This is a genomic window from Limnobacter sp. UBA3528 (assembly GCF_002377005.1).
GTDB lineage: Bacteria > Pseudomonadota > Gammaproteobacteria > Burkholderiales > Burkholderiaceae_B > Limnobacter.
On record NZ_DFOZ01000018.1, the window covers coordinates 42780 to 62371 of the forward strand.

17 protein-coding genes are annotated in these 19592 nt (G+C 54.6%); 12 read left to right on the top strand and 5 right to left on the bottom strand.

Features of this window, described 5'->3' with window-relative positions; translation table 11 throughout:
• Window positions 1-110 precede the first annotated feature (110 nt).
• Window positions 111-1367, top strand: a complete 1257-nt coding sequence (locus B4N58_RS04840) for a GDSL-type esterase/lipase family protein (protein WP_156799698.1) — start codon at window positions 111-113, stop codon at window positions 1365-1367.
• On the opposite strand, the gene B4N58_RS04845 is transcribed toward B4N58_RS04840, so the two are convergent.
• Genes B4N58_RS04845 through B4N58_RS04855 form a run of 3 tightly spaced genes read right to left on the bottom strand, consistent with a single transcriptional unit; the run spans window position 1364 to window position 3975 of the window.
• Window positions 1364-2686, bottom strand: coding sequence for an NADH:flavin oxidoreductase/NADH oxidase family protein (locus tag B4N58_RS04845; protein WP_291746420.1), 1323 nt, complete (start codon window positions 2684-2686; stop codon window positions 1364-1366). The two genes, B4N58_RS04840 and B4N58_RS04845, sit on opposite strands and share 4 nt — an antisense overlap.
• Before the next feature lie 3 nt (window positions 2687-2689).
• The gene (locus tag B4N58_RS04850) at window positions 2690-3346 is read right to left on the bottom strand and encodes a DUF6989 domain-containing protein (protein ID WP_291746422.1); all 657 of its coding nucleotides are present in this window, start codon (window positions 3344-3346) and stop codon (window positions 2690-2692) included.
• The gene (locus tag B4N58_RS04855; protein ID WP_008252141.1) at window positions 3343-3975 is read right to left on the bottom strand and encodes a TetR/AcrR family transcriptional regulator; all 633 of its coding nucleotides are present in this window, start codon (window positions 3973-3975) and stop codon (window positions 3343-3345) included. The genes B4N58_RS04850 and B4N58_RS04855 overlap by 4 nt, the downstream gene beginning before the upstream one ends.
• A gap of 85 nt (window positions 3976-4060) precedes the next feature.
• Here B4N58_RS04855 and B4N58_RS04860 point away from each other — a divergent pair, with 85 nt between their 5' ends.
• A complete protein-coding gene (locus tag B4N58_RS04860; protein WP_291746425.1) occupies window positions 4061-5116 on the top strand; it encodes a hypothetical protein in 1056 nt (351 codons plus the stop codon).
• Here B4N58_RS04860 and B4N58_RS04865 read toward each other — a convergent pair whose 3' ends face one another.
• The gene (locus tag B4N58_RS04865) at window positions 5117-5428 is read right to left on the bottom strand and encodes a pyrimidine/purine nucleoside phosphorylase (RefSeq protein WP_008252136.1); all 312 of its coding nucleotides are present in this window, start codon (window positions 5426-5428) and stop codon (window positions 5117-5119) included.
• 271 nt (window positions 5429-5699) lie between these two features.
• On the opposite strand from B4N58_RS04865, the gene B4N58_RS04870 reads away from it, so the two are divergent.
• The 5 genes from B4N58_RS04870 to B4N58_RS04890 all read left to right on the top strand — a co-directional run bounded on the left by B4N58_RS04870 (window position 5700) and on the right by B4N58_RS04890 (window position 11857).
• Complete coding sequence (locus tag B4N58_RS04870) at window positions 5700-6926, top strand: hypothetical protein (protein ID WP_291746429.1); 1227 nt, start codon at window positions 5700-5702, stop codon at window positions 6924-6926.
• Window positions 6927-6941: 15 nt separating this feature from the next.
• Window positions 6942-8429, top strand: a complete 1488-nt coding sequence (locus tag B4N58_RS04875) for a hypothetical protein (protein ID WP_291746432.1) — start codon at window positions 6942-6944, stop codon at window positions 8427-8429.
• A 100-nt stretch (window positions 8430-8529) separates the two neighbouring features.
• Window positions 8530-9618, top strand: coding sequence for an NAD(P)H-dependent flavin oxidoreductase (locus B4N58_RS04880; protein ID WP_291746434.1), 1089 nt, complete (start codon window positions 8530-8532; stop codon window positions 9616-9618).
• Window positions 9619-9736: 118 nt separating this feature from the next.
• Complete coding sequence (locus tag B4N58_RS04885) at window positions 9737-11416, top strand: GMC family oxidoreductase (RefSeq protein WP_291746437.1); 1680 nt, start codon at window positions 9737-9739, stop codon at window positions 11414-11416.
• Between the two features lie 3 nt (window positions 11417-11419).
• On the top strand, window positions 11420-11857 hold the full coding sequence (locus B4N58_RS04890) for an acyl-CoA thioesterase (RefSeq protein ID WP_291746440.1): 438 nt from the start codon (window positions 11420-11422) through the stop codon (window positions 11855-11857).
• Window positions 11858-11891: 34 nt separating this feature from the next.
• Here B4N58_RS04890 and B4N58_RS04895 read toward each other — a convergent pair whose 3' ends face one another.
• Window positions 11892-13052: an alkane 1-monooxygenase gene (locus tag B4N58_RS04895; protein ID WP_291746442.1), complete on the bottom strand. Its 1161-nt coding sequence runs from the start codon at window positions 13050-13052 to the stop codon at window positions 11892-11894.
• Between the two features lie 133 nt (window positions 13053-13185).
• Between B4N58_RS04895 and B4N58_RS04900 the strand changes: the two genes are divergently transcribed.
• The 5 genes from B4N58_RS04900 (at window position 13186) to B4N58_RS04920 (ending at window position 19588) form a co-directional block, all read left to right on the top strand.
• On the top strand, window positions 13186-14220 hold the full coding sequence (locus tag B4N58_RS04900) for a helix-turn-helix domain-containing protein (RefSeq protein WP_291746446.1): 1035 nt from the start codon (window positions 13186-13188) through the stop codon (window positions 14218-14220).
• Between the two features lie 92 nt (window positions 14221-14312).
• Window positions 14313-16352 carry an NADPH-dependent 2,4-dienoyl-CoA reductase gene (locus tag B4N58_RS04905; protein WP_291746448.1) on the top strand — a complete coding sequence of 680 codons (2040 nt, stop codon included), beginning with the start codon at window positions 14313-14315 and terminating at the stop codon, window positions 16350-16352.
• Complete coding sequence (locus B4N58_RS04910) at window positions 16349-17377, top strand: AraC family transcriptional regulator (RefSeq protein ID WP_291746451.1); 1029 nt, start codon at window positions 16349-16351, stop codon at window positions 17375-17377. Before B4N58_RS04905 ends, B4N58_RS04910 begins: the two co-directional genes overlap by 4 nt.
• 87 nt (window positions 17378-17464) lie before the next feature.
• Window positions 17465-18436, top strand: a complete 972-nt coding sequence (locus B4N58_RS04915) for an alpha/beta hydrolase fold domain-containing protein (protein ID WP_291746454.1) — start codon at window positions 17465-17467, stop codon at window positions 18434-18436.
• A 9-nt stretch (window positions 18437-18445) separates the two neighbouring features.
• Window positions 18446-19588 (top strand): acyl-CoA dehydrogenase family protein, encoded by a 1143-nt coding sequence (locus tag B4N58_RS04920; RefSeq protein WP_008252120.1) that lies wholly within the window; start codon window positions 18446-18448, stop codon window positions 19586-19588.
• The last annotated feature ends 4 nt before the right edge of the window (window positions 19589-19592 follow it).

The following is a 19592-nucleotide window of genomic DNA, read 5'->3' on the forward strand; positions in this document are numbered from 1 at the left end:
CTTAATCCCGGTTTGCATCCGCCAAGGCATCCTCTGAAGTATCAGTACGACCACTTCAGGGGATATTTTTGAATTACCGCAAACTACAACAACTTTTTTGGCCACTTGCAATGCTTCTAGTGGCCGCTTGTTCCTCGGAATCCAGTGGTGTCTCTGCGGGTACTTCGGGCACCAACACGCAGTCCTCTGGCTTGTCTTGTAACAGCAATTCAAATGCGGCAAATGGTGCGCGGTGGATGTCAGCTTGGGGTGTAACCCACGTTACAGGTACTGCACCAGTGGAAACAACGGTTCGAAATATCGCCCGGGTGACAGCGAGTGGCAACGCGGTGCGTGTTCGTTTTATCAACCTGAGCGACCAGCCTATGCAAATTGGTGCCGCAGCCGTTGGTGTGCGCGAAGGGGCAACGGGCGCAAATCTGAAGTTGAATACCAGCAAGGCAGTGACCTTCAATTGCGGTCAAAGCAGCGCCACCATTCCTCCCCAAACCGAATCGTTCTACAGCGATCCCATTCAGTTCAAGGTGAACAATCAAGACGATCTGGCAGTAAGTTTGTATGTGAAAGGTGCGGACAATCCTGGTGAGTTCGGTGCCACCTGGATTGAATCTTACAAACTGCCCAATGGCTCTGGCAATCAAACACTCGAGGACTCTGGCGCGGGTTATGGATTGATTGATGAAAGTCGTTTTTCAACTCCGCCAGGTTTACCGATCATGTGCAATGGTTGCACGGTGTACGCACTTCGGGATATTGAAGTACTGACCACGGATGCAAAGGGAGCCATGGTGTTTTTAGGTAGTTCCAGTTTTCATGGATTTAATACCAGCCAGAATGGTTTCAAGCGCATTAGCGATTTGTTGTCAGTTCGCATGTTGAATGAAATTCCGCAGGGCCAGCGCAATACGATTGTGAACCGTGGTATCGGCGGCGACACCTTGCAAAACGCCAGTGCAAGCAGGCTTGAACGGGATGTATTTGATACAGTCGGCGTCAGCTCGGTGGTGGTGTGGGTAACCAATGACTTGTCCAGTCGAAGTGCCGATGAAATCATCGTCAATTACCAGGAAGTGATTGCCCAAGCCCATGCGAGAGGTATTAATGTGTATTGCCCCACCTGGATTCCCGGAGCACAATCCTTGCAGGCCAATTTGAATGGTGAACGCGCCAAGCTGAACGATTGGATTTTAAACAGCGGTGAGTGTGATGGTGTGGCAGATTACAACGGTGAAGTGGAAGCACCGGGTGGCCTTACATTTTTGCCCCAGTACAACAGTGGCGATTTCATTCACTCCAACGACGCAGGCCATGCCTTGTGGGCGGCTGCTACGCCGTTGAGTGACTGGGTGGGCAAGGCCAAACCCTAGCGTGTGGCGCGTTTTACCCGAAATGCCGTTGTCCATTCATTGAACAAATATTTGAAGAAGGCGCCGATCAAGCTCATGGAAGGTTTGGCTTCCAGCCCATCTGCCAAACGGAAAATTTGTTGGTAATACCAGGCTTGTGCACCCAGCACGTTGATTAATTTCAGTGGCAGCACTGGGCTGACCGGTGAAAAAATTCCCTTGTCTGCCAACTTCAACATATTCTCAAAGCTGGCTGCACGGTCAATTTTTCCATTCATCAACTGCTTCGGTGTGTCGGGGTGGGTGCACAGTGGGCGGCCCAAACCAATCACGTCGCACACGCCATCGTTCAATGCTTCTTCCATGGCCTCACGGCTGCGAAAACCACCGGTGACCATCAGTGGCATGGTGGCCACTTCGCGGATTGCCTTTGCATAATTCAGGAAATAGGCTTCGCGCTTTTTCGTGCTTTCACGCACAGCCGGTTGATCGTCTTTTACAGAGTCAGCTGCACCTGTGTGGCCCAGCAAACGCGGCTGTTCGTAGGTGCCGCCAGAAATTTCAAGCAGGTCGACCTTTTCATCGTTCAACCACTTCACCACCTGCAAACATTCTTCGTTGGAAAACCCGCCTTTGCGGAAATCATCTGAATTAAGTTTCACTGCAACCGGGAAAGCAGGGCCCACAGCCTTGCGCACGGCGCGCACGGCTTCCAGCAAAAAGCGGGCGCGGTTTTCCAGGCTGCCACCCCATTGGTCAGTGCGCTGATTGGTCACTGGCGACAGGAAAGACGACAGCAGATAACCATGTGCTCCATGCACCTGCACGCCCGTAAATCCAGCCTCTTTTGCAATTCGGGCCACACGCGCAAAGCGCTGAATCAGGTCCAGAATTTCATCCTCGCGCAGGGCGCGGGGTGGGGCATAGTTGCCCAGCAATTCCAGTTGAACTGCAGAAGGTCCTACTGGTTTGGTGGTGACATAGCGGGGCGACTGTCGGCCTGCATGTGAAATTTGCATCCACAGGTGGTTGCCGTTGCTGGTGCCTGCTTTGGCCCATGCACGCAGGGCCTCCATGCCTTCGGGCTCGCCATGCTCGGGTGCTGGGTCTATGGATACATTGCCGGGTCTTTCCAGAATATTCCGGTCGATCAACACATTGCCGGTGATCAAAATGCCCGCACCGCCCTCGGCCCAACGCTTGTACAGTGTGGCATGGCGTTCAGTGGCTTGAAGCCTTGCGTTGGCCACACCTTCGGTCATGGCTGCTTTGCAAAGCCGGTTGGGAACCACCACGCCGCAGGGCAGGGTGAAGGGTTGCTTTAATTCAATTGTAGTCATGTGTCAGCCAATCCATAGCAGTGAAAGTGACAGCGCACCTGCGTAAAAAACAGCCATGGCCAGTGCACCAGTAATTTGTTGAAAAGTGGATTTGTTACCCAGTACGTTCCACAGCCACAGCGCACCAATTGCCAGCAGCATTTCCGGAATCAAGGGGTAAATGGCAAAGCCTTGTATTTGTAAAACGTCTTGCGCATGCCACAGGTTCATTGGGCGTGCTGCCCATTCCCAAACTAAAAACCCACCCAGCGACAATGCAGCAACCACCGGGTATGGCTTTTTTGTGGCCAGTGCAAGCCAGCACACCTGCCACAGCAACATGATCCACAAGCCCATAAAGTACACCGGCACCGCACCCCCCAAGCGCACAATACCGTGGTCTGGGAAGGTGAGTGTGCCCATGCGCTCAACCAGCATCCAGTCCGCGCAGGGCAGGGCAATTGAAAGCGGCAATAAAAATTTCCACAAACGCACCCATTCGCCATGGCCCCGTAAGGCCCCAACCACCGGTAGCGCAATGTTGTAAGCCAGCGCAAAAACCACCAGCGCAAGCCCCAGGGCATTGCCTTGCGTATTCAATGCAACCGGAATGGCGATGGCAAAAAATGCAGCATGAAACACCAAGGCATCGCGCACGCCTTTTGAATCCACTCTGTTCATCGGGCGGCTCCTCGAATCAGGGCGTTCAAAATGTTGATGATTTCTTCGCTGAGTTCGGGAATGTCTGGCGGGTTTTCCAGCGTCAGCCACTCCGCCAACAATTCATTAATGCCGCCCACCAAAGCCACACTCACCAAGTGGTAATTGCGTTTGGGCAAGTCGCCGCGCTCCACCAGGCTGCCCAGGTAGGCCTCGATCAAACCCGCCATGTCATGGATGGCCTCGCGCCTGCGGGCCTCCATTTGCGGGCTTACACCGACCACCTCCAGAACGCCCACCCGTGCATGGCGTGTGTCTTCCAGGTAATGGTGCACCATGGCACTTACCGCCAGCGGAATTTGCTCAGACAAACTGAGGTTGGGTGCAGACATCGCTTTCAACACACCCGCGCGAAGATCTGCAATGATGTTGTCGTACAGCGCGCGCAAAATTGCTTCCCGACTGTCGAACAGTTGATAAAAGTGGCGTGCCGTTACCTTGGCTTCAGAACACAAGGCCTCAATGGTGGTTCGCGCGTAACCTTGTCGCGCAAACAATTCCAGTGCAGCAGCCAGTAGCCGCGCTTTTCGTTCTTCTGCACGTTGCTCTGCGGCAACGCCCCCGTAGGCCCTTGTGGGTGTTTTGGTCATTCAGGTTCACTTTTGACAAGATTTCTTGTCCAAATTATAGTGAGCTTGTTTCACAAAGCGCAACCACAGTTTGAGGGCTTACACCATGTTCACACGCATCAGTCATTTTGACGGCACTCGCGATGCACTGCGTCCCATGCAGCGCGTGGACAACGCGCGCGAGGCTGCCAAAGACTTTCGGCGCGATATGTTGGCCAAACCGCAGGTGCTTTTCTACAAAACTTTCGAGTTGGTGCGTGTGCCATACCCCAGCAAGTTTGCCTATCTCAATGCATTTGGATTGCCCACACCCTTTGTGCATTTGTGCAACCGTTTGTTTGTCATTCAGTTTTCCAGCAGCGAAGGTGTCAAAACTTTGCTGGTTAGTCCCTCTGATTGGGAGAATCAGCGCGCCACACCATTTTTTGCGCATCTGGATGCCAAGGCTGGCCCTTTGGTAGGCGTGATGGAAGCACTCGTGTTGAAGAAAACATCCACCGTGTTGCAGTGCCTGGCCAGCATCGGTTTACGGCCAGAGGATGTGGACTACATCACCTACGATCACCTGCATACGCAAAATGTAAGCCGCTGGCTTGGTGCCAACGGCCAAGCGCCGCTGTTTCCGAATGCAAAGTTGCTGGTGATGCGTGAAGAATGGGAGAGCGCACAGGCGTTGATCCCTTGGCAAAACCAGTGGTATTGCCCGCAAGGTACACAGGGTATTGCGCCCGAACGAATTGAGTTGCTCGATGACAGCGTTTGGCTGGGTGACGGTGCCGTTGCACTGGTGCGCACCAAAGGGCACACCGAGGGCAATCATTCCATTGTGGCGCACACCGAACAGGGTTTGTTGGTCACCAGCGAAAACGGGGTTAGCCTGGATGCTTATGAACCCAGGCATTCGAAGATCAGCGGGCTTGCAGACTTCGCCAAAAGAACCGGGGCCGAGGTGATCATCAATGGCAACACGCAGGAATATGTGGTGGACCAATACATTTCCATGGTGCAGGAAAAAAGCATGGCCGGGCCAAACCCGGCCGATGAACGTTTTCCCAACGTGGTGCCGTCCTCCGAGGCGCAGCCTTACTGGCTGTTTCCCGGTACCGCCCCAACCATGCGATCGGGCAATCTTGAGTTTGGACGGTTTGTAGTGCCCGCGTAATTACTTGATGTAGCTGCAGCAGTAATCCACAGGTGTTTTCACCTTCAACTGAAATTTTGCGTTGGCCGGTACTTCAAAAGACTGGCCACCGGTGATCGTCTTCCAGCTCTCGCCAGGCAAGCACACGTCCATATCACCCGCCAGAATTTCCATGATTTCTTTTTCTGCGGTACCGAATTCATAATCGCCGGGCAACATCACGCCCAGGGTTTTTTTGGTGCCATCGGCAAACAACACCGTGCGGCTTGTGACCTTGCCGTCGAAGTAAATGTTCGCGGCTTTCACCACGGTCACGTTCTCGAATTGAGCCATTTGATTTCCCCTTGATTGCAAAAAATTTGGATGCTGAATGATGCCTTAATTTGCAGGTATTGCGGCATTGGTCGTCCCGGTTTTTCGGTCTTGACTCCCCCCAATTTTGAGCCCCCTAAATTGGTTTTTTTGTTGCTTTCGTACAATTTTTACAAAAAACCCCTACATCTTGTCAGTAAAAACCTTACATATTGGGTATATTCGCTACCTAGAAATGGTTAACCAAAAATAGTTAACCCACATCAATCCGAACAATCAGCAAGGAATTCACATGTCGAACGAAATGGCCTCGGTGGGCATTTTGAAAACGCAGGCTGTCGGTGTAACCGTGCAGCGGATGGGTCAAACCTTGACACTGGAGCCCGGCGACCCCGTGTTTTGGGACGACACGATTGTGAACAATAGCCGTCAGGTCGTGCAGGTAGAAATGCCTGCATTGCACGCAAGCCACGGTGATGCCTTGCTTGAACTGGCGCCGAATGCATCGGCCAGGCTGGATATGCTTGAGGCCGATGTGCCTGATGCGCCCGCCCGCACTGAAGTCACGGCGCTGAGCGAAGGCGTGGAACTTTACGAAGTGAGTGACGCGGTCAATACCGCTGTTCTGGCCTCGCAGGACGGAGAATTCTCTGGCCTTGTCGGTGCTGGCTTGTTGGCTGGCGGTGCATCAGCCAGTACAGCAGCGGGCGTTATTGGTGCCGGTGTGCTGGGTGCTGCTGTGCTGGACGGCGACGACGATGAAGTTGTGGATACTGGCAGCCCGGCAATGCCGACCGACCCTACGGATCCGACCGACCCTACGGATCCCACCGATCCTACTGACCCGGTTGATCCGCCAGTGAGTACCACCGAGCTGACCGGGCTTGCCGGCTTGCTTGCCGATGTTGCGGACACCCTGGACAGCAGTTTGGGCGACATTCCCGGTTTGGGAATTTTGATTGATGGTTTGACTGATCTGCTCGGCAGCGGTCAGGGCGATTTGATCCCCTTGCCCGGTGGGCTGGCCGATGGTTTGGCCTTTCTCGGCGATGCAATCAAAGATGGTTTGGCCGATATACCCGTACTCGGCGGCCTAGGCGATTTGTTGGGCGGCGTGGTGGGTGGAACCACCACCACCTTGTTGGCCGGTGATGCTGGTACCGACCCGGTGTCAGGCTTGTTGAACGATCTCACCGCAAGTTTGGGCGAGGCGGCGGATGCACTTCCCGGCCTGGAACAGTTTTCCGGTTCGCTGGAAAGCATGGACACTTTGCCTGGTATGAACAGCACGGATCTGTCACTGGCCTCCACGGTCATTCCCGCCGATTTGTTCAACAGCATTGTGTCGCAAATCACGCAAATTGATCTTTCGTTATTCGGCATGAACAGTCAGTTTGATGCTGCCACTGCCGCAATTTCCCCGACAGACTTCACCGATTTCTCTCAGTCCTCCTCTCCCATTAACTCCTCCGCAGCATTTGCTGAATCCATCGTGGTTCAAAACGCTGACTTTGCTTGATTCAAGGAAAACATCATGAACTTTGACAGCCCAGTAGTAGCCTCTGTGACCAATATTGATGGCGATGTGTTTGTGAAGCGAAACGGCATTGAAACTCCGCTACGCGAAGACATGGTGTTGCAGGCAGGTGATGTGTTGCGCTCCACCAGCAACTCAATTGCAGTGCTTAGTATTCCGGGCACACAGCAACAAATCCCTGCTTTCCTTGAAATTTCAAATGGTGGTGTGGCCACGCTGGGTTTCGATCCAGATGCTGGCCCCAATGGTCAGGTGGTCATTACCTCCAACGCAGGTGATGGCTTGGGCAATGTCACGCTGGTGTCTGAATTTGACGGAGAAAACCAGGCAGCCGTACTGGATGGTCAGGAAGCCACGGGTGAAATGAGTGGCCTGTTTGGTGCAGGCTTGCTGGGCGCCGGTGCAGGCTTGGGAGCTTTGCCATTGGCAGGCGCCGTGGGCGCAGCGGCGGTGTTCGCAGGTTCAGACGACAACAATGGCGGCGGTAGCAGCGGTGGTGGAAATCCCGGCGCATTGCCTGCAGAAAATGCGGGCGGCCTGGCTGAAACAGTCAGTGACCTTACCAACAACCTTGGCGAATTGACCGAGCCCGTGCCCGTGGTGGGCGATGTGGTCGACGCCGTGGGCAACGTGATCGAATCCACATTGGTGGGCGACAACAACGGTGGCTTGAATGGCATTTTGACGGGCTTGACCGATGGCCTGACCAGCGGACTGGAGGGTACCCCTTTGGCACCTGTGGCCAATGTGTTGGACATGGGGCTGGGTACATTGACCGATTTGCTCGGCGTGGCAGCAAACCAGGTAAGTGGTTTTGGTGAAGGCACACCGCTGGCACCCGTGTCGGATTTGGTGGCGAGCCTGTTGGGAACCACAGGCCCGAACACCGATGGTGGTGTGGGTGGCGTGGTAGGCACCGTGGTGAATGTCACCGACAGCGTGGGGCAATTGCTGGCACCGGTGCCCGTGCTGGGCGACATTGCCGGTACCTTGGGTGGCGTTGTGGATTCAGTGGCCACGGGTAACAACGACGGTGGCTTGGGTGGAATTCTGAGCGGTTTGGGTGGCGGGCTGGAAAGCGGTCTTGCTGACACGCCTTTGGCTTTGATTGGCGAGGGCGGCAACACTTTGCTGAACACCGTGGGCGGTTTGTTGGGCGGGGTGGGCGACGCGGTATCGTCGGTGGGCGCAAGCACACCCGCAGCGCCAGTCACCGACTTGATTGGCGATCTTGCCGGTTCTTTGGGTGGCGATGTCAGTTCTGCATTAGGCAACATTCCATTCCTGGGCGGTGCGCTGGACAGCTTGACCGGTGGGCTAGGCGGCGGCGGTTTGCTTTCCGGTGGTGATGCCTTGGCGGGTATTCCAGTGCTTGGCGACGTGTTGGGTGGTTTGACTTCCTCCATCAGTTCGACCAGCGGTGCCGAGGGTGGCTTGCTCGGAGGCTTGCCATTGTTGGGTGACCTGACCAAGACACTGGGATAAAAGCTGCTCAGCGCATACTTACAGTGCTTATCAGAATATCTCGGTTGATGTAATATTCATTGGATTGCCCGATCCGGCCCACTCGATCTACGGACAGCCCATGAAAACCCGCATCACCGAGATGTTCAACATTCAATACCCGCTGGTATGCCCCGGCATGACCTACGTGGCCAATGCCGATCTGGTGGCTGCCACAGCCAACGCAGGTGGTCTGGGCATTCTGGCCATTGGGCATTTGACGCCTGAACAAACCCTCTCTGAAATTCGCAAGGTTCGAAGCCTGACCAATAAGCCTTTCGGCATTGGTTGCGCATTGATCATGCCGGGTGCCCGTGAAAATCTTGAAGTGGCCCTGAATGAAAAAGTACCCGTGATCAACTTCAGCCTCGGTAGCCCCGCAGATGTTTGCAAGCGTGTGCACGACTATGGCGGCAAAGTCATTGTGACTGTGGTGAATGCCAAGCATGCCTTGAAGGCCGAGCAGTCGGGCGCGGATGCCTTGTTGGTCACAGGCCATGAGGCCGCAGCGCACGGCGGCGCAGTTACATCACTGGTGCTGGTGCCTGCAATTCGGCAGGTTACCAGGCTTCCAATTATTGCAGCCGGTGGTTTTGGCACGGGCGGCGGTGTGGTCGCGGCCTTGGCTTTGGGCGCAGACGGCGTGGCCATGGGCACACGCTGGGCCGCATCGAAAGAAAGCCCGGTGCATGCCAACACCAAAGAATTGATTGTAAAAAAAGAAGTGGAAGACACTATTTACAGCAAGAATTTCGACAGCATTCCTTGCCGTGTCATGACCACACCCAACTCCAAAAAAATCATGTCGAAGCCATTCAATCCGGTTCGTGCCATGTGGCGCGCCTACCTGGCTGCGCGTGAAATGAACAAGCCCCTTTCGGGAATCATCAAAGACGTATTCAAAATGGGTCTGGAGCAAACGCTCACAGTCACTTTTTACGGAGCCGCAGTGCTTCAAATCAAAAAAGCCACCATTGAGGGCAACCACACACAAGGTGTTCAGCTGATTGGTCAGGTTCAAGGCCTGGTGCAAGACGTACCCACCGTGGAAGAACTGACCCAACGTGTAATGCGAGAAGTACAGGAAGCTTTGGGGCAAGTGAATCAGTTGGCTGGAAATGCACAGAGCAGTGCGCCCGCTGCACCCGAGAAGATCACCCGCATCGCTTGACCGGAATTATCAATTTTTTGTGCGCTTTGGGGTGTTTCTTTTTGCCCGGCTTCCTCTATGATCAAGTGAGAAAATCACAAAATCCGATCCAAGCGGGTTTGAAAATCAGGAGGAGCAGATGAAGACAGAGCACGACTACATTGTGGTGGGTGGTGGTTCCGGCGGTTGTGCCATGGCAGGCCGCCTCAGTGAAGACTCAGCACTCGATGTATGCCTTCTCGAAGCCGGGGGCGATGGCACCGGTAATCTGATCAATATTCCCAGCGGTGCGGTGGCCATGTTGCCCACCAAAATCAACAACTGGGCATTCGAAACTACACCGCAACCCGGCTTGAACGGTCGCAAGGGTTACCAGCCGCGTGGCAAGGCCTTGGGTGGTTCCTCGGCCATCAATGCCATGGTTTACATTCGTGGCACGGCATCGGACTACGACCGTTGGGCCAATGAAGAGGGGTGCAGCGGCTGGTCTTACAAAGACGTGCTGCCTTATTTCAAACTCAGTGAATGCAACGAGCGAATTCGCGACGCCTACCACGGCAACAGCGGCCCGCTGAATGTGGCCGATTTGCGTTCCGACAATCCCTTTCAGCAAATTTATCTGGAAGCTGGCAAGCAAGCTGGTTTCAAGATCACTGATGATTTCAATGGTGCCGACCAGGAAGGCGTTGGCATTTACCAGGTGACCCAAAAAAATGGTGAACGCTGGAGCGCAGCGCGTGCCTACCTGTTCCCGCACATGCACCGAAAAAACCTCACGGTTCACACCAAGGCCATGGTTCAACGCGTGCTGTTTGAAGGCAAGCGTGCCGTGGGTGTGGAGGTGTCCATCAACGGCCAGCTCACTGTATTGAAGGCTCGCAAAGAAATCATATTGACTGCGGGCGCCATTCAAACGCCGCAATTGTTGATGGTTTCCGGTGTGGGCGACTCTTCAGAGTTGGCGCGTCATGATATCGATGTGGTTCATCACTTGCCCGGCGTGGGTAAAAACCTGCAGGATCACCCCGACTTTATTTTTGGTTATTCCACCAAAAGTCTGGACACACTGGGTTTGTCCATTCGCGGTGGTATTCGTTTGCTGCGTGAAATTTTCCGCTATCGCAAGCATCGCCGTGGTGCGCTCACCAGCAACTTCGCCGAAGGCGGCGCGTTCCTGAAAACAAGTCCCGAGTTGAAGGACCCGAACGTGCAACTGCACTTTGTGGTGGCCATGGTCGACGACCACGCTCGCAAAATGCACATGGGGCATGGCTTTTCCTGCCACGTGTGTTTGTTGCGCCCGCGCAGCCGTGGCAGCCTTACCCTGCAAGGCAACACCATGGACACGCCACCACTGATCGACATTGGCTTTTTGAAAGATCCTCGTGATCTGGATGAGCTGGTGGAGGGCTTCAAATTGACCCGAAAGATTATGCATGCGCCTGCATTGGCCAAGTGGATTTTGAAAGACAAATTCACCGAGCATGTGCGCACCGATGACGAAATTCGTGAAGTGTTGCGCAACAGGGTTGACACGGTTTATCACCCCACAGGCACGTGCAAAATGGGCACCGATTCCATGGCTGTGGTCGATCCGCAACTGCGTGTGCACGGGCTTGAAGGCCTGCGTATTGTGGACGCGTCTGCAATGCCCAGCTTGATTGGCGGCAACACCAACGGCCCGGTCATGATGATGGCTGAAAAAGCGGTAGATTTGATTCGTGGCGTGTCGCGCGTGCCTGCACTTGAACAGGCCGAACACAACGCACGGGCCCGTCAGGAACACCTGACCCAAGCCCTCGTTCCCCAACCGGTGTAATTGATGGCACAACCCTTTGAGTTTTTGTTTCGGGTGCGCTATGGCGAATGCGACCCGCAAGGTGTCGTGTTCAATGCCCGTTACGGCGATTACATTGATTTGGCGCTCACAGAATTCATGCGCGCCGCCATGGGCGGTTACAACGCACTGGTGGATATGGGCTATGAAACCCAGGTGGTGCGCCTGCTGACCGAATGGAAAAAACCGGCGCGGTTTGATGATGTCTTGAAAACCAGTGTCTACCCGAGCCACTTCGGCAACACCAGTTTCACTTTGAATTTTGAATTTGTAAATGCCGACACCAACACCTTGGTGGCCACATCACAGGCCACTTACGTGTTGGTGTGTGCCAAAGAATTCACCAAGCAAAGTATTCCAGCAGAATTAAAAAGCGCCCTGCAAGAGGGCGCTGTGGGCAAGCAGATCAACCAGGCTGGCTAAACTTGATCTGCGTATTCCCGCAGAAGAAAAATTCTCAAGCGGCCAGCGAATAACGCTGAATCACACGTGCGCGTTTGCTTGGGTGAATGTTGATTTTCTGCGCATTCTTGCCCGCCACGTCCAGCAACCGGGGGTTCATGATTGCAAACCACAGCGGTGGCACATACGCGATCAAGAACATGCCGAAATAGCCCGATGGCAAGCTTGGCAGTTCCGGAAAATCACGAAGCGACTGGTAGCTGCGTGCCGGGTTTGCGTGGTGGTCTGAATGGCGCTGCAACTGAAACACCACCAGGTTGGACACCAAATGGTTGCTGTTCCAGGAATGGTGTGGGGCACAACGCTCGTATTCGCCATTGGGCAACTTCTGGCGCATCAAACCGTAGTGTTCAATGTAGTTGGCGCTGGTTAGCTGGAATGCACCCCAGAAAGCCACTACAGCCAACACGGGCACCATGGGCCAGCCAAACAGGGCAAGCAGCGCCGTGTACAGCACCAGGGTCATTGCACCGGCTTGCAGCATTTCATTGCCCACACTCCAGCGGCTTTTTCCTGCGCGTTCCAGGCGTTCACTTTCGAGCCTCCAGGCGCGTTTGAAGGCACCCGGAATTTCACGCAGCATGAATTCATAAATGTGTTCACCCATGCGTGAAGTGGCCGGATCTTCGGGTGTGGCCACATCGCGATGGTGGCCGCGGTTGTGTTCAATCGAGAAGTGACCATAACCACCCAGCGAGAGGGTGAACAGCGCCAATGCCTTGTCGAGCTTGCGTTTTTTGTGGCCCATTTCATGGCCCAGGTTCAAACCAAAACCCAGCAGTGAGCCGGTAGTAATGGCCACAGCCAGCCAGTGCAGCCAATGCAAGTCGTGCGTAGCCAGGAAGATAACGTTGAACAAAAATCCGAACGTGATAATCGGCACCAACAGGTAGGTGATCACACGGTAGTAGGCGGTGTTTTCCAGTTGGGGCACCGCTTGTTCGGGCGGGTTTTGCTTGTCTTCGCCAAACACAAAATCAAGCACAGGCAGGCCGATGTAAAAGAAGGCCAGAAAGATCCACAGCCATTGTGTGTGGCCAGTGTACAAATACATGATCGGGCCAAGTGGTGCTGCAAAAGGCGCGATCACCGACAACAGCCACATGTATTTTTTGGGGTCTTTGTAATGTGTAGCGGGCAGGGTATTGGAAGTCATTGTTGTGCACCGGGTTGTTCAGGATGATTTCATCTTAGGCGTGCAAGGCGATGGACAACACCGCACAGGGTGGCATAAGATCGTCATAAAGTGACAAAACCAAAACAACAACAAATACACAGAGACAAACCACTTGCCCCAACCCTTGCACGATTCAGTCGCGGCCTTGAAGCCTGCTTTGCACCCGGTGTACGCACGTTTGCTGTGTGCCGAATTGCAGCGCCGTGGATTTGCGCCGGGCGAAATTCTGGAAGGCTTGCCACTGAGCTGGCAGCAACTTCATGAAAGCAACCAGTTCCTGAGTTTCGATCAAATGCGCCAGTTGATTGAGCGTGGCGTACAACTCAGCGACTGCCCCTGGTTGGGCCTGGAAGTGGGCTTGCGCACACCTGCCTCGGCTCACGGCACCTTGGGTGCAGCCATGATCGCCAGTAAAAATTTGCCCAGTGCCATGTTGCTGCTGCAACGCTATGCGGGCTTGCGCCAAAACCTGGCCAACCTGAGGTTTGAGCATGATCCCGAGTTTGCCGCCGTACTGGAGGAATGGGTCGATTTGGGCCCCGTGCGTGAATACCTGCACTGCCAGTTGTTGGGTGGTTTGGTGCAATTGCTCACCGCGATGACCGGGCAAGAACTGCCGCAACAGCTGAAAATTGAATGGCCTTTCGACGCACCGGCATGGGCGCATGAATATCAGCGCATTGCACAACACAACAGTTTCGGTTTTTCGCAGTTGCGTGTGGTGTTGGGCAGCACCTTGGTGAACAGCCCCAGCCTGGCGGCTGATGATGAAGCCTTGCAACGTTTGCTTCGCGATTGTGATTTGCAGCTGCAACGCCTGCAAGCGGGCGGCACACTGGCCCAGCGCGTGCGCATGCAGTTGCAGCAAAGCGAAGGCCACATGCCCACCTTGCAAAGCATGGCCGCCAAGGAAAACCTGACTGAACGCACTTTCATGCGCCACCTGCAGGCCGAGGGCACCAGTTTTCAACAATTGCTGGATGAAGTGCGGCAAGAACGCGCCTGCTGGATGCTGGCCCACACCGATTCCACCGTTGAAGCCATTGCTTATGCGCTGGGTTACGAAGATGCATCGAATTTCAGCCGAACATTCAAACGCTGGTGTGGCCAAACCCCGAAGGATTATCGCCACTTACATGCATCGTAAATGCGTACTTCTGTACTGGAAATAGTTTCAGATTAAAGTAGTATTCAGATAATTTTGTAATGTTTTATTGAGTCAACCACTGAGGAATCGAAATGCCAGCAGCGTCGCACACCAAGCTTCTTGAGCCATTGAACCTGGGTTTCACCACCTTGAAGAATCGCGTCATCATGGGTTCCATGCACACAGGGCTTGAAGAGGAAGACCCGGCCAAGCTGGCTGCGTTTTTCGCACGCCGCGCACAAGGCGATGTGGGTTTGATGATCACCGGTGGTTTTGCCACGTCAGAAACCGCCGTGTTGTGGCCCGGTGCTGGCCGCATGACCAGCGAGCAAGACGCCATTCGCCACCGCACGGTGACCGATGCTGTACACGCCGCAGGCGGAAAAATTGCCATTCAGTTGTTGCACGCAGGCCGCCAGGCTTACAACGTGAACATGGTTTCAGCGTCGGCCAAGCAGTCGCCCATTTTCCCATTCACCCCACGCGCGCTAACTGCAGAAGAAATTGAACAGGAAATTGATGGTTTTGCCAGCGCGGCTGCGTACGCCAAAATGGCAGGCTACGACGGTGTCGAAGTCATGGGTTCGGAAGGTTATTTGCTGAACCAGTTTTTGACCGAGCGCGGCAACGAGCGCACCGATGAATGGGGCGGCACTTTCGAAAAACGCATGCGCTTTCCGCTGGAAGTGGTGCGCCGCATTCGCGCCAAAGTGGGTGCAGAATTCATCATCGTGTACCGCATGTCCATGCTTGATTTGGTACCCGATGGTCAAAGCCTGGAAGAAACCTTGCTGCTGGCCCGTGAACTTGAAAAAGCCGGCGTTACCATTCTGAACACCGGTATTGGCTGGCACGAAGCAAAAATTCCAACCATCGCCACGCAAGTGCCGCGCGGTGCATTCACCTGGGCGACCCGCAAAATCAAGGAAGTGGTGTCCATTCCTGTGGCTGCGTCGAACCGTTTGAACATGCCCGGCGATGCCGAACGCGTGTTGCAAAATGGCGATGCCGACATGATCGCCATGGCCCGCCCGTTTCTGGCTGATCCCGACTGGGTGTTGAAAACCAAAGAAGGCCGTGTGGATGAAATCAACACCTGCATTGGTTGCAATCAGGCTTGTCTTGACCACACCTTTGGCGGCAAGCGTTGCAGCTGTTTGGTGAACCCGCAGGCTTGCCACGAAACCGAGCTTGTTTTTGTGAAAACAAGCGCGAAGAAAAAAGTGGCGGTAGTAGGTGCAGGCCCCGCAGGCATGTCGTTCTCCTTGACGGCTGCACAGCGCGGCCACGCGGTGACACTGTTCGATGAGGCCAAGGAAATTGGCGGGCAGTTCAACATTGCCAAGCAAGTGCCCGGCAAGGAAGAATTCCACGAAACCATTCGTTACTTCAGCACCATGTTGAAGAAAGAAGGTGTCAATTTCCAATTGGGTAAACGCGTTAACGCCGATGATCTGAAAGACTTTGATGAAGTGGTGCTGGCCACCGGCATTATTCCCAACGTGCCCAGCCTGCCCGGTGTTGATCACCCCAAGGTGATGGGTTATCTCGATGTGCTCAAGCACGGCAAGCCGGTTGGGCAGCGTGTGGCCATTGTAGGCGGTGGTGGTATTGGTGTGGATACCGCCGAGTTTTTGACTCATCACGCAAATGAGCATGGCGTGGCGCAATCCCCCTCCACCAGCATTGAAGACTTCTGCGAATTTTGGGGCATTGACCGCGAACAGAATGCGCGTGGCGGCATTGCCGGCGTGAAGGCCAACCCGGAAAAAGCATCCCGACAAATCACGATTTTGCAACGCAAGCCCAAGAAAATTGCCGGCCCCGGAAAAACCACGGGCTGGATCCACCGCGCCGCGCTGGAAGCCAAAGGCGTGCGTTTGTTGTCGGGCGTGGAATACATCGGTGTTGAAGACGCCGGCTTGCGCATTCGTACCCCCGATGGTGCCGAGCACTTGCTGGAAGTGGACAACGTCATTGTGTGTGCAGGCCAGCACCCCAACCGCGAACTGGAAGAATCAGTGCGCGCTTTGGGCAAGCCACTGCACATCATTGGCGGTGCATTCAAGGCCGCTGAACTTGATGCCAAAGAAGCCATTAACCAAGGCGCTCGACTTGCCGCAACAGTGTGACCAGTCAACACGCCAACAACAAGGTTGTTTTTCCAACGGCCTACACGCGCACACTGGCGCGTGAGCAGGGGCTGGACCACAAAGGCCAGCTTCTGCTGTTGAAAGGCACGCGCCTTGCACCGGCCGATCTGTTCGAGCTGAACAGGTACATTGATTCAGAAACCCAGGCCGTGATTGTGCGCAATGCCTTGCAGCTAAGCGGCAACCCGGCACTGGGCTTGCGCTGGGGTGCCAATTTGCACCTGGCCGCGCACGGCCCACTGGGCACCTTGATTGCTTCATCGCCCACCTTGGGCCATGCCTGGAAAGCGACTGAAAAGTTTCACGACATACGCGGTGGCTTTGCCCGCATGGAAGGGCACATTGCCAGCGATCACTTTGCGGTGATCATCAACATGGGTATTGAGCTGGATGAAGTAGGGCGATTTTTCTGCGAAGCAGTGCTGGCTACCATGGTCAACCACCTGGGTATGATCATTGGCAATTCCAAACCCGCATTGCGAGTGGAGCTGGCGTATTCTGCCCCGCCGTATGCCAACCAGTACCCCGAATTTTTGCATGCACCTTGCCTGTTCGGCAAACCGAAAACAAAAATTGTGATTCCCCATGGTTTGGCCTTGATGTCCAATCCCATGGCGGATCCGGAAACCCACGCCATGGCCTTGGCCCGTTGCGAGCAGTTGTTGCTTGAACAGCGCCGCCCCAGCAACTGGGCAGCCAGGGTTACCGAGCTGTTGCGCAGCAACCCCGGTCAAATATGGACTTGCGAGCAAGTGGCAAGCCATTTTCATTTGTCATCGCGCACCTTGATGCGCTACCTGCGCGATGAACAAACCAGTTACCAAACACTGCGCGATTCCGAACTGGCGAGGCAGGCCAAACTCAGCTTGCTGGTCAGCAACAACACGGTGGAATCGGTGGCACTTAGCCTGGGTTATCAAGAAGTTTCCAACTTCAGGCGCGCCTTCAAACGCTGGTTTGGCATGTCGCCGCAAGCATTTATTGAACAAAGCAGGGTAAATTAAGACAGCCTGTCGCTATTTACCCCCATTGTGTCCGGCTTTGCCCTAGGCCAAACAGCATGCATGCAACAAGATGTTTGCATGAGCTCCATGTCCAAATCCGTCACCCTGTTTTTACGCCTGTGCCAAGGGCGTTTGCTGGCAGCCCGCAATCCTGAAAAGGTATGGCGGGTTGGCGAGCGCGTTACCAACCTGTTGCAAAAACTGTCCCGAATGCCAGCGGGTTGCACCGTGCAGCACCGCACAGTCAATGGCGTACCGGTGGAAATTATCGAGAACCACAGCGCACACGCCAACACCAGTCGAACCCTGCTGTTTTTGCATGGCGGTGGTTTTGCGTTTGGCAGCGCTGCCAATTACCGGGCCTTTGTTGCACGCCTGTGCAAAAAATCGGGCATTGCCCGCGCCTGGGTACCCGATTACACCCTCATGGGCAAAGCCCCTTTCCCGGCGGGTTTGAACGATGTTGTTGAAGTGTGGAAAGCCCTGCTGCAGGAACACGGCCAGAATGAATTGCTGCTGGCAGGCGATTCCGCAGGCGGCAATTTAAGCCTTGCGCTATGCCACGCCATGAATGCCAGTGAACTTCGCTTGCCTTCCCGTGTTTACCTTAGCTCGCCCTGGCTTGATCCTTCTTTGGGCGAAAGCGATTTGCGCCCCGAAGTGGTGGACGCATTCCTGGGTCACAACGAAGCCAAAGCCCGTGATTGGCTCAAGCGCATGTTTGCCACCCCCTATGCCAATGTTCACGATCCGGCAAACCCTTTGATCTCGCCACTGTTGGGCGATTTGTCCCGTTTGCCGCCAGTGTATGTGCAGTGCTCCGCCAATGAAGTGTTCATGGTCGACAGCCTGCGCTTGATGAAGCAGGCCCAGGCGCTGGGCACCGAGTGCTATGTGGATGTGTGGTCGGGCGTGTTTCACGATTTCATTTTGTTTTCTCCCACCATGCCCGAAGGTCGTGCCGCTTTCGCAGCCGCCGCCGCGTGGCTTGGCCATGGCGAGGTTCGCCGCCCCCCTTGTTTCCAGAATCGAATTCGACAACTGTCGTCACCACTGTAAGGTCTTCGCATGTTCACTTCCTACTTCAATGAAACCCACGACGAAGCACGCCGCAACATTCGCCGCTTCGTTGAGCGACACATTCAACCCAACATCAATGAATGGGAAGAGGCGAGCACTTTCCCCCGGGAAATATTTAATCTGGCTGGCGATGCCGGTATTCTGGGCATTGGCTATCCAGAGGAATTCGGTGGCAATTCCGAAGGCGACTACTTCATGAGCCTGGTGGCCACTGAAGAATTGTTGCGCGCGGGTTCCGGTGGTTTTTTCTCAAGCCTGATGTCGCATGGCATTGCACTGCCACCCATTGCAAAGTGGGCCAGCCCCGAGATGAAAGAACGCATTGTGCCGCCCGTGCTGCGTGGTGAAAAAATCATTGCGCTGGCCGTGACCGAGCCTGGTGGTGGGTCCGATGTCGCCAACCTGAAAACCCGTGCCGTGGATTGTGGCGACCACTACAAAGTGTCGGGTTCCAAAACCTACATCACATCGGGTATTCGCGCCGACTATTACACCGTGGCCGTGCGCACTGGTGGCGATGGCTATGGCGGCATCAGCATGTTGCTGATGGAAAAGGGCATGCCCGGCTTTACCACAGGCCAGCCTTTGAAAAAAATGGGTTGGTGGTGCAGCGACACCGCCGAACTTTTCTTCGACAACGTGGTGGTGCCAAAATCGAATTTGATCGGCATTGAAAACGGCGGCTTCATGATGATCATGACCAATTTCGAGGCCGAGCGTTTGGGCCTGGCTTGCTACGCCAACACCTTGTCTGAATTGGCATTCAACGAGGCCTTGAATTACGCCAAAAACCGCAGCACTTTCGGCAAGCCTTTGAGCAAACACCAGGTGATTCGCCACAAGCTGGCCGACATGGCCACACAGCTGGAAGCCAGTCGGGAATTCACTTACCGGGTTGCAGCCCGCATGCAGGCGGGTAAACCTGCGCTGAAAGAAGTGTCGATGGCCAAAAACTTCGCCACCAAAACATCTGATTTCATCACCTATGAAGCCGTGCAAATTTTTGGGGGCATGGGCTTCATGCGAGAAAGTTTGGTGGAGCGTTTGTACCGCGACAATCGAATTGCATCGATCGGCGGTGGCACCTATGAAATCATGAATGAAATTATTGGCAAGCAGTTGGGCCTGTAAAAAA

Bases quoted from the DNA above. Each gene is read 5' to 3' on its own strand.
- B4N58_RS04840 (WP_156799698.1), top strand. From the start codon at position 111: ATGCTTCTAGTGGCCGCTTGTTCCTCGGAATCCAGTGGTGTCTCTGCG.
- B4N58_RS04845 (WP_291746420.1), bottom strand. From the start codon at position 2,686: ATGACTACAATTGAATTAAAGCAACCCTTCACCCTGCCCTGCGGCGTG.
- B4N58_RS04850 (WP_291746422.1), bottom strand. From the start codon at position 3,346: ATGAACAGAGTGGATTCAAAAGGCGTGCGCGATGCCTTGGTGTTTCAT.
- B4N58_RS04855 (WP_008252141.1), bottom strand. From the start codon at position 3,975: ATGACCAAAACACCCACAAGGGCCTACGGGGGCGTTGCCGCAGAGCAA.
- B4N58_RS04860 (WP_291746425.1), top strand. From the start codon at position 4,061: ATGTTCACACGCATCAGTCATTTTGACGGCACTCGCGATGCACTGCGT.
- B4N58_RS04865 (WP_008252136.1), bottom strand. From the start codon at position 5,428: ATGGCTCAATTCGAGAACGTGACCGTGGTGAAAGCCGCGAACATTTAC.
- B4N58_RS04870 (WP_291746429.1), top strand. From the start codon at position 5,700: ATGTCGAACGAAATGGCCTCGGTGGGCATTTTGAAAACGCAGGCTGTC.
- B4N58_RS04875 (WP_291746432.1), top strand. From the start codon at position 6,942: ATGAACTTTGACAGCCCAGTAGTAGCCTCTGTGACCAATATTGATGGC.
- B4N58_RS04880 (WP_291746434.1), top strand. From the start codon at position 8,530: ATGAAAACCCGCATCACCGAGATGTTCAACATTCAATACCCGCTGGTA.
- B4N58_RS04885 (WP_291746437.1), top strand. From the start codon at position 9,737: ATGAAGACAGAGCACGACTACATTGTGGTGGGTGGTGGTTCCGGCGGT.
- B4N58_RS04890 (WP_291746440.1), top strand. From the start codon at position 11,420: ATGGCACAACCCTTTGAGTTTTTGTTTCGGGTGCGCTATGGCGAATGC.
- B4N58_RS04895 (WP_291746442.1), bottom strand. From the start codon at position 13,052: ATGACTTCCAATACCCTGCCCGCTACACATTACAAAGACCCCAAAAAA.
- B4N58_RS04905 (WP_291746448.1), top strand. From the start codon at position 14,313: ATGCCAGCAGCGTCGCACACCAAGCTTCTTGAGCCATTGAACCTGGGT.
- B4N58_RS04915 (WP_291746454.1), top strand. From the start codon at position 17,465: ATGTCCAAATCCGTCACCCTGTTTTTACGCCTGTGCCAAGGGCGTTTG.
- B4N58_RS04920 (WP_008252120.1), top strand. From the start codon at position 18,446: ATGTTCACTTCCTACTTCAATGAAACCCACGACGAAGCACGCCGCAAC.